Source organism: Streptomyces sp. M92, from assembly GCF_028473745.1.
GTDB lineage: Bacteria > Actinomycetota > Actinomycetes > Streptomycetales > Streptomycetaceae > Streptomyces.
In genome coordinates this window covers 672798-688673 of sequence record NZ_CP101137.1, presented here as the reverse complement: position 1 = coordinate 688673, position 15876 = coordinate 672798, and the positions used below count along the sequence as shown (strand labels likewise).

The 15876-nt window shown below is 71.8% G+C and carries 10 protein-coding genes; 8 read left to right on the top strand and 2 right to left on the bottom strand.

Annotated features, from left to right (window positions below; translation table 11 throughout):
• Positions 1–21: 21 nt before the first annotated feature.
• From M6G08_RS03165 to M6G08_RS03135, 7 genes are all read left to right on the top strand, one after another.
• On the top strand, positions 22–1374 hold the full coding sequence (locus tag M6G08_RS03165; protein ID WP_272585659.1) for an extracellular solute-binding protein: 1353 nt from the start codon (positions 22–24) through the stop codon (positions 1372–1374).
• Positions 1375–1376: 2 nt separating this feature from the next.
• Positions 1377–2318: a carbohydrate ABC transporter permease gene (locus tag M6G08_RS03160; protein WP_272585658.1), complete on the top strand. Its 942-nt coding sequence runs from the start codon at positions 1377–1379 to the stop codon at positions 2316–2318.
• The gene (locus M6G08_RS03155; RefSeq protein ID WP_272585657.1) at positions 2315–3178 is read left to right on the top strand and encodes a carbohydrate ABC transporter permease; all 864 of its coding nucleotides are present in this window, start codon (positions 2315–2317) and stop codon (positions 3176–3178) included. Before M6G08_RS03160 ends, M6G08_RS03155 begins: the two co-directional genes overlap by 4 nt.
• The gene (locus tag M6G08_RS03150; protein ID WP_272585656.1) at positions 3175–4146 is read left to right on the top strand and encodes an arabinan endo-1,5-alpha-L-arabinosidase; all 972 of its coding nucleotides are present in this window, start codon (positions 3175–3177) and stop codon (positions 4144–4146) included. Before M6G08_RS03155 ends, M6G08_RS03150 begins: the two co-directional genes overlap by 4 nt.
• A gap of 79 nt (positions 4147–4225) precedes the next feature.
• Positions 4226–5731, top strand: a complete 1506-nt coding sequence (gene arfA / locus M6G08_RS03145) for an arabinosylfuranosidase ArfA (RefSeq protein ID WP_272585655.1) — start codon at positions 4226–4228, stop codon at positions 5729–5731.
• 208 nt (positions 5732–5939) lie between these two features.
• Complete coding sequence (locus M6G08_RS03140; RefSeq protein WP_272585654.1) at positions 5940–6332, top strand: CU044_2847 family protein; 393 nt, start codon at positions 5940–5942, stop codon at positions 6330–6332.
• 2 nt (positions 6333–6334) lie between these two features.
• Positions 6335–10582, top strand: coding sequence for an nSTAND1 domain-containing NTPase (locus M6G08_RS03135; RefSeq protein ID WP_272585653.1), 4248 nt, complete (start codon positions 6335–6337; stop codon positions 10580–10582).
• A 36-nt stretch (positions 10583–10618) separates the two neighbouring features.
• On the opposite strand, the gene M6G08_RS03130 is transcribed toward M6G08_RS03135, so the two are convergent.
• Complete coding sequence (locus M6G08_RS03130) at positions 10619–13357, bottom strand: beta-galactosidase (RefSeq protein WP_272585651.1); 2739 nt, start codon at positions 13355–13357, stop codon at positions 10619–10621.
• A gap of 206 nt (positions 13358–13563) precedes the next feature.
• Here M6G08_RS03130 and M6G08_RS03125 point away from each other — a divergent pair, with 206 nt between their 5' ends.
• Positions 13564–14217, top strand: a complete 654-nt coding sequence (locus tag M6G08_RS03125) for a DUF4360 domain-containing protein (protein ID WP_272585650.1) — start codon at positions 13564–13566, stop codon at positions 14215–14217.
• Between the two features lie 24 nt (positions 14218–14241).
• Here the strand turns inward: M6G08_RS03125 and M6G08_RS03120 are convergent, their stop codons facing one another.
• On the bottom strand, positions 14242–15807 hold the full coding sequence (locus M6G08_RS03120) for a substrate-binding domain-containing protein (RefSeq protein ID WP_272585649.1): 1566 nt from the start codon (positions 15805–15807) through the stop codon (positions 14242–14244).
• Positions 15808–15876 lie beyond the last annotated feature (69 nt).

Sequence of the window (15876 nt, the reverse complement as noted above, 5' to 3'; positions counted from 1 at the left end):
TTCATGACAGATGGGCAGGGCATGGGACGACCTGACCTGAATCGCAGGCACTTTCTGGCCGCGGCGGGTGGCCTGACGGTCGCGGGGAGCTTCGGCTTCGCGGCCCTCGGCACGGGCGCCGACGCCCTGGCCTCCGACGCGGACACCCGGGTGCGCTACTGGAACCTCTTCAGCGGCGGCGACGGGTACAACATGATCGCGATGCTGGACGCCTTCCGGAGGGACAACCCCGGCATCGACGTGCAGGACTCCACCCTCCAGTGGGGCAGCCCCTTCTACACCAAGCTCGCCATGGCGGCCGCCGGCAACCGCGCGCCGGACCTCGGCGTGATGCACCTGGGCCGCGTCACCGGCTTCTCGCCCGGCCGCCTCCTGGACCCCTGGGACGTCGGCCTGCTCGCCAAGTACGGCGTGCGGGAAGCCGACTTCAACCCCGAGCTGTGGCGGCGCGCCGTCATCGACGGCGAGCTCTACGCCCTCCCCCTCGACATCCACGTCCAGCTCTGCTTCTACCGCAAGGACGTGCTGAAGAAGGCGGGCCTGCTCGGCGACGACGGCCGGATGGTCCCGGTCACCTCCGTCGACGAGTGGTTCGGCGTGCTGAAGGAAGCCAGGAAGGCCACCGGGAAGGGCCTGCAGACCATGGGCTTCTGGCACAACGACCAGAACTTCCAGTGGTGGTTCTTCGTCGCCTTCTACACCCAGCTCGGCGGCACCTGGTTCAACGACACCAAGACGGACGTCACCTTCGACACCGGCAAGGCCGTCCAGGTGCTGGAATTCCTGCGCCGGCACATCGCCGACGGGTACGCCAACCCCGGCTTCGGAGGCGGCGCGGGCGCCGAACAGTTCGTCAACGGCGCACCCTTCGCCTGGGAGGGCAACTGGTCGGTGCCGGTCTTCTCGGGGGCGAAGCTCGACTACGGCGCCACCCCGCTGCCGCCCGTCTTCGGCGAGCGGGCCACCCACGCCGAGTCGCACTCCTTCGTACTCCCGCACCAGGCGGACCGCGGCGGCGCCACCAACGAGGCCGCGCACCGGCTCGCCGCCTACGTCGTCAAGCACGCCCGGCAGTGGGCGGCCGGCGGCCACATCCCCGCCTACACCCCCACCCTGTCCACCGCCGCGTACCGCGAACTGGAGCCGCAGAACGAGTACGCCGCCGCCATGGACCACCAGGCCACCGAACCGAAGGTGTGGTTCGCCGGCTCCACCGGCATCCTCGCCCAGCGCGTCGGCCCCATCGTCGTCTCCTCCACGATGGGCTCCACCAAGCCCGAGGCCGCCGCCCGCCGGATGAAGGGCGCGCTGACCGAACTGCTCGCCATGAAGAACCCGATGGACGGCCGGACCGCCGCGCAGGGAGGTGCCTGAGCATGACCACCACCAGCGCCGAGACGATCGTCCGCCCCGCGCGGGCGAAGACCGCCGCGGCCGGCGCCACCGTCCGCCGCAGGCAGGGCTTCCAGCACGGCGGCTGGTTCGTCGCCCCGTTCCTCGCCCTGTTCGCGCTCTTCGTGATCTGGCCGCTGCTGCGCGGCCTCTACCTCAGCTTCACCGACGCCAACATCTCCGGCGACGGCGCGAGCTTCATCGGCCTCGACAACTACCGCGAGGCCCTCCAGGACCCCCTGATGTGGGACGCGTTCGGCCACAGCGCCTACTTCACGCTGCTAGTCGTTCCCTGCATCACGGCCCTCGCCTTCCTGCTGGCGATGCTCGCCCACCACATCGAACGCGGCAAGTGGCTGTGGCGGCTGTGCTTCTTCCTGCCCTTCCTGCTGCCGTCCACCGTCGCCGCCAACCTGTGGCAGTGGCTGTTCAACCCCGGCACGGGAATGATCAACCACGTCTTCGGCCTTCAGACACCCTGGCTGACCGACAAGTCCTACGCGCTGCTCGCCGTCGTCATCGCCACCCTGTGGTGGACGGTCGGCTTCAGCTTCCTGCTCTACCTCGCCGCCCTCCAGGGCATCCCCGCCCACCTCTACGAGGCCGCCAAGCTGGACGGCGCGAACGCCTGGCACCGCACGCTCCACATCACGCTGCCGATGCTGCGCAACATCACCGGACTCGTCGTCGCCCTCCAGATCCTCGCCTCGCTCCAGGTCTTCGACCAGGCCGTCGTCATGCAGGACTTCGGGCCCGGCCCGGAGGAATCGACCCGGACCTTCGTGCAGTACACCCTCGAACAGGGCTTCACCAGCTACCGCGTGGGCTACGCCTCCGCGATCTCCATCATCTTCTTCGTGCTCATCGCGGCCGTCGCCCTCGCCCGGATGTGGCTGCTGCGCAACCGTGAGGAGGGCGGCCGATGACCACCGCCGCACCATCGGTCCGCACCCGGCCCCGCCGGGCCTGGACCCCCGGCCAGATCGTGCTCACGCTGCTCGGCACCGCCGTCTCCGCGGTCTTCCTCGCACCCCTCGCCTGGGCCCTGTTCACCTCCCTCAAGTCGGAGACCGAGGCCGTCGAGGTACCCACGCACTGGCTGCCCGAGGACTGGACCGGCCAGGCCTGGACGGCCCTCTTCGAGACCGGCAACATCACCAACTGGTTCGTCAACTCCCTCGTCGTGTCGGTCTGCGTCACGACGGTGGTCCTGCTGGTGAGCGCGCTGGCCGGCTACGGCTTCGCCCGCACCGAGTTCCGCGGCAAGGGCGCCCTGATGGCCCTGGTGATGGCCGGCCTCATGATCTCCCCGGCCGTGCTCGGCGTGCCCCTGTTCACCACCGTCCAGCAGATGGGGATGGTCGACACCTACTGGGGCATGATCCTGCCGCAGTGCGCGCCGGCCGCGATGGTCTACATCCTCTACAAGTTCTTCCAGGGCATCCCGCGCGAACTGGAGGAGGCCGCCTTCATCGACGGCGCCGGCCGCTGGCGGGTCTTCTTCACCATCATCGTGCCGCTCTCCCGCCCCTCGCTCGCGGCGGTCGGCATCTTCACCTTCATCAGCTCCTGGAACAACTTCCTGTGGCCCTACATGGTCACCAACAACCCCGACCTGATGACCATGCCGAACGGCATCGCGACCGTCATGAACTCCTACGGCATCCAGTGGGCCCAGCTCATGGCCGGCGGCCTCATGGCCGGCCTGCCCCTGATCGTCGTCTTCGTCTTCTTCCAGCGGCAGATCGTGGCGGGCGTCGCCCACACGGGATTGGCGGGACAGTGACCGTACGCAGAATCCTCACCGCCGCGGCGACCGCGGCCCTGGTGGCCCTGCTGCCCCACACGGCCCAGGCGGCGCAGAGCTACCCCGACCCGCGCCCCATCACGGGTCAGGAGATCATCCACGACCCCACCGTGCTGCGCCTCAAGTCCGGCGGCTACGTCGCCTACTCCACCGGCGGCGTCATCGGCGCCCGCCTCTCCGAGGACGGCAGGCACTGGGACGACGCGGGCAACGCCTTCGGGAAGCCCCCGGCCTGGTGGTACGAGTACAACGACACCGGCGACCCGTGGGCCCCCGACCTCACCTACCGCGCCGGCCGCTACTGGCTGTACTACGCCGTCTCCTCCTGGGGCACCAACCACTCCGCGATCGGCGTCGCCACCTCCAGCACCGGCCTGCCCGGCACCTGGACCGACCACGGCAAGGTCTTCTCCTCCGAGACCACCGACACCTGGAACGCCATCGACCCGGCGGTCGTCCGCGCCGACGGCAGACTGTGGATGTCCTTCGGCTCGTACTGGTCCGGCATCCGCATGGTCGAGCTGGACCCGGAGACGGGCAAGGCCGTCGAGGGCGCGGAGGTCCACCATCTGGCGACCCGGCCGGACGAGCCGTACGCGGTCGAGGGCCCGGAGATCGTCAAGCACGGCCGGTACTACTACCTCTTCGCCTCGCACGACGCCTGCTGCTCCGGTGTGGACAGCACGTACAAGATCAAGGTCGGCAGGTCGACGTCGGTCACCGGCCCCTACGTCGACAGCACGGGCAAGCCCCTGCTGGAGGGCGGCGGAGACCTGCTCCTGGCCGGCCACGGCCGCTACATCGGCACCGGCGGCCAGTCGGTCTTCCGCGACCGGGGCCGCGACTGGCTGGCGTACCACTACTACGACAAGCAGGACAGCGGTACGCCGAAGCTCGGGCTCAACGAGCTGAACTGGGCGAGGAACGGTTGGCCGACCGTGGCTTAGGGGCGCGGGGAACCGCGCGACCAGCCACCGGCGACCTTCAGCCGCCAACGAACAAGCACCCCCTCTCCGAAAGGCGCACATGCGAACGGCCCGCTTCACCCTCGACCCCGCCTTCACCGTCGGCGAAGTCAACCCCCGCCTCTTCGGCTCCTTCGTCGAACACCTCGGCCGCTGCGTCTACACCGGCGTCTTCGAACCCGGCCACCCCGCCGCCGACGCCGACGGCATACGGACCGACGTGCTGGAACTGGTCCGCGAACTCGGCGTCACCGCCATCCGCTATCCCGGCGGCAACTTCGTCTCCGGCTACAAGTGGGAGGACTCGGTCGGCCCGGTCGAGGACCGCCCCCGCCGCCTCGACCTGGCCTGGCGCACCACCGAGTCGAACCGCTTCGGCCTGTCCGAGTACATCGCCTTCCTCAAGAAGATCGGCCCCCAGGCCGAGCCGATGATGGCTGTCAACCTCGGCACCCGGGGCGTCGCCGAGGCCCTCGAACTCCAGGAGTACGCCAACCACCCCTCCGGCACCGCCCTCTCCGACCTGCGCGCCGAGCACGGCGACAAGGACCCCTTCGGCATCCGCCTGTGGTGCCTGGGCAACGAGATGGACGGCCCCTGGCAGACCGGCCACAAGACCGCCGAGGAGTACGGCCGCGTCGCCGCCGAGACCGCCCGCGCCATGCGCCAGATCGACCCGGACCTCGAACTCGTCGCCTGCGGCTCCTCCGGCCAGTCCATGGAGACCTTCGCCGCGTGGGAGGCGACCGTCCTGAAGGAGACCTACGACCTGGTCGACCACATCTCCCTGCACGCCTACTACGAGCCGCACGACGGCGACGTCGACTCCTTCCTCGCCTCCGCCGTGGACATGGAGTCCTTCATCGAGAACGTCGTCGCCACCTGCGACCACGTCGGCGCCCGCCTCAAGTCCAAGAAGAAGATCAACCTCTCCTTCGACGAGTGGAACGTCTGGTACATGGCCAAGACCCAGGCGGAGGTGAGCGCCCTCGACTGGCCCGAGGCGCCCCGCCTGCTGGAGGACAACTACAGCGTCACCGACGCCGTGGTCTTCGGCTCGCTCCTCATCGCCCTGCTCAGGCACGCCGACCGCGTCACCGTCGCCTGCCTCGCCCAGCTCGTCAACGTCATCGCCCCGATCATGACCGAGCCGGGCGGCCCCGCCTGGCGCCAGACGACGTTCTTCCCCTTCGCCCAGGCCTCGAAGCACGGCCGCGGTGAGGTCCTGGACGTCCGGGTGGACTCACCGACGTACGAGACGAAGAGGTACGGCGAGGCCGACCTGCTGCACGCCACCGCCGTGCGCGCCGAGGACGGCTCGGTCACCGTCTTCGCCGTCAACCGCTCGCGCACCGAGCCGCTGCCGCTGGAGGTCGCCCTCGGCGGCCTCGGCCTCACCGAGGTCGTCGAGCACAGCGCCCTCGCGGATGCCGACCCCGACGCCCGCAACACCCTCGCCGACCCCGAGCGGGTCGTCCCGCACGCGGTGGACGGCACGACGGTGAGCGACGGCGGGCTGAGCGCCACCCTGGAGCCGCTGTCCTGGAACGTCATCCGGCTGCGCTGAGGACCGCCTCAGTGCCCGCGGGCGACGACCGGGCGTGGGCGGCGCGATCCCCGGGAGACGGAGTGCTCCGGTGTCGCCCGCGCACCGGGAGCAGGCGGGCCGGAGGCACGGAGGTTGGCCGAAATGGCTGTTGCTGGCATGTGACCGGCGACGATGGAGTGGCTGATGAGGCCGCGCCTACAGGAAGCGAGGAGCGGAGCGAACACATGTGACGGGGAGCACGATGACGTACGTGGTGGAGCTGCCGCTCGACGACGGGCCTGACGGAGCGGCTCGTGCCGTCAAGGTCGAGGTCCGGGAAAAGCCGGAAGACGGTCTGGTCAAGGTGGCCCGGCCCGGACAGGTGGTGGCCAGGGCGAGCCGCTCCATGGCAGAGATGCTGTCCGGGCTCCGGCCCGTGGCCCAGCAACTGGTGAACACCTTCGGCGAGACGGCGCCGGGCCCGCAGGAGATCACTGTGGAGTTCGGCCTGTCGCTGTCGGCCGCGGCCGACATCGTGATCAGCAGCAGCACGGCCCAGGCGCACTTCACCGTAACCCTCACATGGGACCGGAGCGGGAGCGGGGACGCGGGCCGTCCGACGGCCGAACCGGGGGCTTGAGGGTGCCGGAAACCGCCCCGACAGGCGGGAACGGCCCGGCGGCGCTCGACTCGGCCGTCCTGCGCGTCACGGACCGGCAGGGAAACTGCTGGGGCGCCGGTTTTCTGGTCGGCGAGCAGACCGCCCTGACCTGCGCCCACGTGGTGAGCGCCGCCCTCGGAACGCCCGAGGACCACCCTCCCGCGGCGACGGCGCGGGTGTTCGTCGAGCTGCCTCTCCTGCCCGCGGCCGAGTCCGGCCGGGCCGCGGTGCCGGCCCGGATCGTGCACTTCGCGGCGGGGGACGACGACGTGGCGGTGCTGCGTCTGGAAACCGTGCTCCCGCGGGCACGCCCGGTGAGAATGGTCGACGCGCCGGACGTGTGGGGGCACCCGGCCCGGATCTTCGGCTTCCCCCAGGGGCGCCCGGCCGGCGTGTGGCACGCCGGAGTGCTCCGCTCCCGCCAGGCCGACGGATGGATCCAGGCCGACCTGGCATCCCACGGCTACCGGGTCTCCGGGGGATTCAGCGGCAGTCCCGTGTGGGACGAGGATCTGTCCGCCGTCGTCGGCATGGTGGCCGTGGCGGAGTCCGGGGAGCCCGCGGCGAGCTATCTCATCCCCTCCGACGCGCTGCTGCGCCTATGGGAGCCGTTGCGGGCCCTGACGTCGCCGGTCTCCCCGTTCCGCGGCCTGGCCCCGTTCCGGGAGACGGACGCCGCGTGCTTCCACGGCAGGGAGGAGGAGAGCGAGGAGCTGACCGCCGAGGTGGCCGCCGAACGCCAGGTCTGCCTGGTCGGCCCGTCGGGGTCGGGCAAGTCATCGCTGGCCCTGGCCGGCGTGGTACCCCGCCTGCGTGCCCAGGGATTCTCCGTGGGCGTACTGCGGCCCGCCTCCGGCAGCCGGCCACTGGCCGCACTGGCGGCCGCGCTACTGCCCCTGCTGGAACCCGGCCTGTCCGCCGTCGACCGGCTGGAGCGGCTTCCGTCCTTGGTGAGCGTCCTCGAGCGGCAGGGCATCGCGGACACCGTCAGCGCGATACGGGAACGCCGGGGAACCCGCGCCCTGCTCCTCGTCGTCGACCAGTTCGAGGAACTGCTCGTCTCCGCCCCCGGCCTCGTGGACGAGTTGGCCGGCGCGCTCTACGCCGCGCCCCTGCCCGAGGGCCTGCACGTGCTCACCACCCTCCGCGCCGACTTCCTGGACAGTGCGCTGACCCATGCACAGGTGGGCGCGGCCTTCCGCAACCGGCTCCACGCCCTCGCCGCTCCCGGCCCGCGGCAGCTTCGCCGGATCGTCACCGCACCGGTGGACGCCGTACCGGGAGTCGGCTACGAGGCCGGTCTCGTCGAGCGGGTGCTCGCCGACGCGGGGCAGGAACCGGGCGCGCTGCCCCTGCTCGGCTTCACCCTGGACCGGCTGTGGCGGAACCAGCACGGCGGAGTCCTCACGCACGAGTCCTACGAGGAACTGGGCGGCGTGGCGGGAGCGCTGGGACAGCACGCGGAACGTCTGTGGAACGCACACGTCCCGCAGCACACGGCGCCCGCCGCACGCCGGCTGTTCGCGACACTGGTGCGCGTGCCCCTCGGCACCAGTGCGATCACCCGGCGGACCGCGCTGCGCAGTGAACTGGACGCCGAGGCCTGGGACATCGCGCAGACCCTGGCCGACGCACGCCTGCTCGTCACCGGGCGCAACGCCGAGGGCTTGGAGACGGTCGAGGTGGCGCACGAGGCCCTCATCGGCGAATGGCGGCGCCTGGCCGACTGGACCGAGGAGGACCGGGCGTTTCTCGTCTGGCGTGAAACGCTGCGCCACGACAGCGAACGCTGGGAGCACGGGGGAAGGCCGCCGGATCTCCTGCCGTCCTGGTCGGCCCTGGAAGCGGCCGAACGCTGGCTGCCCGACCGCGGCCGGTTCCTGACCGACGCCGAGCGGGACTACCTGCGTCGCGGTCGGACCTACCGGCACGCGCGACGGCGGAGACGGCGCGCGCTGACCACCGCCATCGCCTCCCTCACCGCCCTCGCGGTCCTCTTCGGCGCACTGTTCGCCTACTACCGCTACGTCAGTGACCAGCGCGCCGCGGAGTCCGCCTCGCGCGCGCTGGCGCAGAGCTCGGCCGACCTGGGGACGTCGGACCCGGTGGTCTCCGTCATGACGGCGCTGGCGGCCTACCGGACGTCCCCGACCGAGCAGGCCCGGGACGCCCTGCTGCGGGCCCGGCTCGCCCACCGTCCCGATCAGCGCATGCTGTCCGGGTCCGACGGCTCGGTCGGTGGCGTCGCCGCGAGCGAGGACGGCGAAGTGGTCCTCGTGCACTCGGACTTCGGCAAACCCACGCTGTACGTGCACGCTGCCACGGGAACGGTACGCACCCAACGGCTCGACCTGCCGTACCAGGCCAGACTGAGCTTCGTCTCCCCGGACGGTAGCCGGGCCGGGTTCTTCACCGACGAGCGGGAACTGGTGTGGTTCGACGTGCGGCGCGACGGCGATCCCGGTGAGCTGGCCGGCCCCGGGCATCATCTGCCGCCCCAGCTCGAACCGCCCCCCGGCTACAGCACCGCCGGTGACGACGCCGCGGTGTCGAGTGACGGGCGGATCGTCGCACAGACCGGGGCGGACGCCACGGCGATCGCCTGGTGGGATCTCGAAAGGGGAACGTCGGGAACGGTTCCGCTGCCCACCGGGTCGTCGGAGACCAGCCGCTTCGACGGTGTGCACATCGGCTCGGACGACCGAGAGCTGCTGGCCAGTGTCTGGGACCGGGAGACCGAGAAGGGCACGCTGCTCGCCATCGACCGAAGCACGCGGAACTCGCGGGTCGTCGTGGCACCGACCCCGCTCTTCGAGGTGTCCGACGCGGGGAACGCCGTAGCCGTCTGCGAGCCCTCGAAGGAGCACGGAGAGCGCGTACTCACCGTACGGAGGACCGGGCGTCCACAGGAGACGCTCCGCTACACGGGCTCGGGCCTGGGAGACGATGAGCAGTGCGGGTTGGAAGCCGTCGCCGACAGCGGCAGATGGGCGGTGACACAGGAGTACGGCGGTACGGGCGGATACCGTTTCCACCTGCTCGACCTCGAAAACGGTCGGCGTTTCTCCACCGGGAGAGCCGTGGACCCGAGCACAACGGTCCAGAAGGTGGTCACGGTCGACGGTGCCCCAGTGATCCTGGCCGCCACCGAGAAGAGCGTGCTGTTCATTCCGGCCCGGCCGCAGAGCCCCCGGATGGATCCGCTGCCGCTTGCGGCCTTCTCTCCGGACGGGAGGTCCTTCGTGGGCCTGGCGGACAGCGGGAAGCGAATCGTGCGCCGCGCGTCGGACGAGGGCGGCAAAGTGCTGGCCGAGGCGGAACGCCGGGCGGGCGACTTCGAAAACCGGGACGCGGTGCTCGGGTTCAGCGCGGACGGGGAGGTGGTGGCCGACCAGACCGGGAAGCGCACCGTCGTGCTGCGCCGGGCCTCGGACCTGCGCCCTCTCCGTACGATCACCGCGGCGGATCCGCCGGACGGTGGCTCGACGTTCAGTTACCTCCTGTCCAAGGACAGCGTGGTGACGGTGTCCGGCCCGGTGGTGCAGCAGTGGGACCGGAGGACCGGACGGCAGACGGCGCGGACGGACTTGCGCCGTCTGATCAACGGGGTCACCGCCAAGAGCGTTCTCCAGGTCAGCCACTCTCCGGAGCCCGGTCACCTGGCCGTCGTCGTGTGGGGCGACCCGAGGGTCCACATCATCGATCCGGTGACGGGGAGCGAGCTGAGGACGGTCAGGACGGGACCGGACACGGCGAGGGCCGAGTTCGCCCCGGACGGAGAGTCCTTCGCCGTGCTCCGCAGAGGAGGGAACGTCGAACTCTGGCAGAGCGACCCGCCGCACAAGGAAATCGGGCCGATCTTCACCAGCGACCCCCACAGCCGTGGCTTTGTCGCCCAGTTCCTCCGCGACGGGCGTTTCCTGCTGGCGTCGCGTACCTCGGTGCACTTCTACGACATCGGCGCGGGCAGGTCGGAGGACACCTACACCTTCGGCGTCCCCGTCGACGGCTTCCGGGGGTACTCCTACGTCGACGCATCGGCCGATGGCAGGAGCCTCATGTTCCGGGACGACGAGATGGTGGACTCCGCGTACCGGTTCATCCGGCTCGACGCGGCTCTGTGGGAGCGCCAGCTGTGCCGCGTGATCGGTTACCGGGAGTTCACCCCTGCCGAAAAGGAGGGCCTGGGCGTCTCCCTCCCCCGGGAGCCCCTCTGCCACGACGGATGACGCGGTCCGTCCCCGAGCGCCGTCGGTGCCTCGGTCTCAGTCGCGGCGCCTGCCGGGAGAGGGGACCGGTTCCACCCGCACCCCTCCGGCCGCGCCGCCCAGCAGCTCCAGCCGCACCGCCCCCGGCCCCGGCGCCGACGTGCCGTCGGACAGCACCGCGAGGGCCAGGGTGTTGGCGGCGGCGCGGGTGCGCAGGATGCCGTTGGGCAGGACGAAGGTGTGCGGCTCGCCCGTGACGTCACCCGCGTACTCGCCCATGTTCCAGCCGTTCAGGAAGAGCTGGCCGCGGCCCGGCCCGTCGAGGACCAGCCCGACGGAGGCGTCCACGTCCGGCGGGACGTCCAGCCGGAAGGCGGTCCGGTACCAGGTCACGCCCTGGCGCCGGTCGCCGCCGCCCGGGGAGGAGACGGGCTCCCAGTCGCCGTCGTCGTACCCGGGCAGATGCCAGCCGTGCCGTTCCCCGTACAGGCCGCCGTTGTTCAGCGGCCCGCGCACGGGGTCGGCGGCGGCCGTACCCATGATCCGCCAGGCCACCTCGGGCGAGGCCCCCTCGAACGCGGCCGAGGTCAGCCCGCGGGCCGCCTTGTAGTCGTCCTGGGCGTGCTGGGTCCGCCGGACCAGGACCGACAGCACCGGTGGGCCGTCCGCGCCGGGCCGCTCCCGCAGTGCGGCCCGCGATCCGTCCGGCAGCCGGAACCGGGCCGTTGCGGTCCACGTGCCCCGCCGGCCGTCCCCCTCCACGCGGTGCGTGCCCAGCGGCTCCCCGTCCAGCCAGGCCATCAGCAGCCCCCGCGCGCCCGTGCTGTAGGACAACGACACCGACTCCAGGCCCTCGGCGCCGGTGAGCCGGCCCCGGTACCAGACGTCGCCGTAGTGGAAGCCGTAGTCGTCGGCGAAGAGCACCGGCTGCCCCTCGGGCACGGGGGTCGTGCTGAACGACGTCTTCCGGTCGGCGGCCGTCCACCCCGAGTCGTCGTAGCCGGGCCGGGCCTCCGGGTTCTCGTCGCGGCGCCGCCAGCCGTCCAGCGCGGGCAGGACCAGCTCGGGGACGCCGGGCAGGGACCAGGCGGCCCACAGGCTGTGGGCCCGGCCGAGCGACGCGGTCACCCGGCTGCCGTTCCAGGTGACGTCCGTGATGCCGGGCGGCGCCCATACCTCCAGGTCGCTCTCCTCGACTGTGTCCCCGGTCAGCCGGATGGTGTCACCGTCCAGGGCGACGTCGCGCAGCAGCGCCGGGCCGTACACGAGCACCCGGCCCGACGGGGTCTCGTACGGCCACAGCCGCAGGGAGGCGGCGTCGTCGGCGAAGAGCACGATCATGGTGCGGTCGGTCTTGCCGCTGCGGATCCGGAGCCGGGTCAGCCTGTTCTTCCCGAGCTCCACCGTGACGTGCAGCTTCCCGCGGACGAACGTCCAGGCGACCTCCTCGTTGATCCGGGTCGGCCACGGATCGTGCGGGCAGTCCAGCACCAGGTGCGCCTTGTCCCCGGCCCGGCCCACGAAGGCGGCGATGTCCAGCTTCCCGACGCTCATGGAGAGCATGGGCTGCACGGTGGCGTACGCCAGTTTCCGCCCCGCGCCCAGGTGCAGCCCGGTGGCGAACAGCTTGGCGTCCCGGCCGGGGACGGTGACCTCCACGTCGGTCCCGCCCATCGGCAGCCTCGACGTGACGTCGGTGGCGGAGTCGTTGCGCACGACGTAGGCGTGGGTGCCGGTGTCCGGGTTGGCGAGGTGCCGCACCCGCAGGCGGGCGTCGGCGGCCCGGACCTCGGCGGCCTCCTCCAGCCGGGTGAAGTCGGGCACGTGGCGCAGGAGCTGCCCGAGCTGGTGGAGCGGGGCCGTCTTCTCCGTCGGCCGCCGTGCCTCGTCGATCCCGGCGGCGGGGTCGTACGTCGGGCCGGGCGCGGACGGCGCGGGCAGCCAGCCCCAGGAGGTGCCGCCGAACGCGGTGCGCACCTGGTGCAGCGCGGTTCCCCGCGCGAGCTGTGCGAGGTGGAGCTGCCGAGCCTCGCCGGCGTCCCGGGTCCGCTCGGGCTCGCCCGGGACGACGGGGGTGTCGGCGTGCAGCAGGGGTACGTCGATCCCGTCGGCGCGGACCCTCTCGTGCAGGTGGGACAGCTGGGCGCGCCGCGCGGCGTCGAGGCGGTAGAGCAGGACGGTGCCGGTGCCGCGGGTGTAGAGGTGCCGGGCGGCGACCGCGTTGACGCGGCTCAGCCACTCGTCGGCGTGGCGCAGGTACGCGGGGTCGGTGGTCCGGGCCTCGCCCCCGGTGGCCGTCAGCCAGCCGGGCAGGCCGCCGGCGTCCACGTCCGCGCCGATGTACGGGCCCGGGTCCAGGACGACGTACATCCGGGTCTCGGCGGCCGTGCGCAGGAACAGGTCCAGGTCGCGGACGCCGGTGAAGTCGTACTCGCCCGGGGCGGGGGAGTGCACGTTCCAGGCGACGCGGACACTGACCGCGTTGTAGCCGTACGCGTGCATCTTCTGGAGGACGTCCCGCCACAGGGACGGGCTCGGCAGCCGGAAGGGGTGCATCTCGCCGGCCCACAGGGCCAGGCGCCGGCCGTCGACCAGCAGGGAGTGGCGGTCCAGTGCGACGTGGTGGCGCTGCCCGTCGGCGGCGGGCGGGCCGGGCGGCGGGCCGGTGGGCACGGGCCCGCGGGCGCCGGAGCGGGGCAGTGCCTGGCTGCTCACGCTGCCGCCGAGCGCCAGACCGAGGACGGTGGTGCCCGCGAGGGCGCTGAACGCTCGTCTGCCGAGCCTGCTGAGCTCCAAGGGAGCCTCTCCTGTTTGCCGTACTTCCGCTGCTTCGCTGCCGGGCCATTCTGCACAACCGGAGCGGTGCTGCGGTAAATGGCCAAAGTGTGACCTGTCCGGGTCCGGCGGACGAACATACGATGCGAGCGCGTTGCAAATGACATGTGCACAACACATGTGCAGTGCATTCAACTACACCCCCCACCGACCGGGATGGGAGACCCATGGCCACCGGCCTGCTCCTGAGCGGCACGATCGCCGCGCTCCTCACCTCCGTGCTGCCCGCGCAGCACCAGCCCTCCGGCGGGTTCGAGGACCCGCCGCCGGACAAGATCGTCATCAAGGTCGCCACGGTGAACGGCTCCGGCTGCCCGCAGGGCACCGCGGCCGTCGCCGTCTCGGAGGACAACACCGCCTTCACGGTGACCTACAGCGACTACCTCGCCCAGGCCGGCGGCGGCTCGCCGCCCACGGCCTTCCGCAAGAACTGCCAGCTCAACCTGCTCGTCCACGTCCCGCAGGGCTTCACCTACGCCGTGGCCAGCGCGGACTACCGCGGCTTCGCCGCCCTCCAGGACGGCGCGAAGGGCACCCAGCGGGCCTCGTACTACTTCCAGGGCTCCCCGAACACGGAGTACCGCACCCACCCCTTCGACGGCCCCCTCAACGACAACTGGCAGGCCACCGACAGCACCGACTGGGCCCAGCTGGTCTGGGCGCCCTGCGGGGTCCAGCGCAACTTCAACATCAACACGGAGCTGCGGGTGAGCACGGGGACGTCCGACCCCGCCGAGGTGAGCTTCATGACGATGGACTCGACGGACGGGGACATCAGCACGGTGTACCACCTGGCGTGGAAGGAGTGCCCCGCCTCCTGACCGCCCGGAGCACGGCCGCCCGGGTCACGCCCCGCCCGGGCGGCACACCAGCGGCTCGGCCAGTTCCGAGCAGGGGCGGTGGCCCCGGGAGCGGATGATGTCCTTGCCGACCTCGTCGGCGAGGTAGCGCAGGAAGCCCGCGGCGATCGAGTCCGCCGGCGGCTCGCCGTAGGTGTAGGCGATCTCGGTCTCCCAGAAGGGGTACGCCCCCTGGTCGGCGCCCTCCAGCGTCGCCGGGTAGCCGTCGATGCGGACCTGCCGCACCCCCTCGTGGGCGGAGGCGGAGCCGACCTCGCTGTGGCCGAGGGCGCCGGGCGTCGCGGCGACGGTGTCCAGCAGGGCCCGGGTGCCGCCGACCTCGCAGCGGCCGGGTCTGCCGGTGTCGAGGCTCCGGCAGTCGTTGGTGGTGACCGCGGGCAGCGGGCTGCCGTCCAGCACCCGCCGCTCCAGGGCGGTCCGGGTGCCGGAGCCCGGGTGCCGGCTGACCAGTTGGACGGGCAGGGGGTTGCCCTTGACCTGGCTCCAGTTGGTGATCCGCCCGGCGTAGATGTCCCGGACCTGCTTCAGCGACAGGTCCCGCACCCCGGTGTCCTCGCTCACGACCAGGGTGAACAGCGACAGGGCCACCGGCCTGGGCAGCAGTTGCGGGCGGCCGTCGGACTTGGGGCCGTCGCTGAAGGCCAGCCGGTCGCCCAGCCCGCCGTCCTCGCCGAGTTCGGCCTTCCCGCCCGCCGCGGCGAGGGTGTCCAGGCCGGGGACGCTGCCCCGGAACGAGTCGGCGGTCAGCGGGATCCGGGCCCCGGGGCAGGTCTTGGCGTACTGCTCGGCGGCCTGTTCCAGCACCTCCTTGAAGGCGGTGGAGCCCGACAGGTGCAGCGTGCCCTCGGCGCAGTCCAGCGGGGCGGCGACCGCGTCCTCGCCGCGGGCGAAGGTGGACACGGACTGGGCGACGCTCACGAGGACGAGGAGGGCGAGGAGCCAGCGGACCGGCCGGGAGGCGAAGGGGTAGTACTCGGTCCTCTTGATGGTCCCGCCGCGCACCCCGCCGACGATGCCCGCGCTGATCTCCGGGCCGGGAAGGTCGTCCCCGGTGGCGTCGGGGAGGCGGTCCAGTACCGCCAGCACCTTGTAGTGGGCGCGGCGGTTGAGCTTCACCTTGGGCAGCGTGATCACGCCGTCCGTGGCTCCCAGGCCCGCCGTGCCCGGTTCGAAGAACTCGCGCAGCACGGGGTGGCTGCACTCCGTCACGACCATGCCGACCACACGGCGGCCCGGGAACGCCGCGCGTATGCCCACCGGGTCGTCCATGCGGGCGACGTAGTCCTCCTCGACGATCGGGGTCCAGCCGACGTTCTCGATGCGCAGCAGGACGACCGAGGGATCGTCCAGGTCGACGCCGTCCCACTGCATGCGCTGGAGGATCCTGGCCTGCGGTCCCGTGGACGTGCCCGAATCCCGGGCGCTGGTGTCCATCTGGACGCGGTAGCCCAGCCGTTTGCGGCCGGCCACGACGAACTCCCAGAGGGCGGCGACCACGGGTACGGCGAGGCCGAACACCGCGATCACCGACTCCCACGAGACACCGCTCATGACCGACTCCCGACGCAGGCACGCACATGGATGGGGAGGCCATGTTGTCCGGGCGCGGCCGTCCTCGAA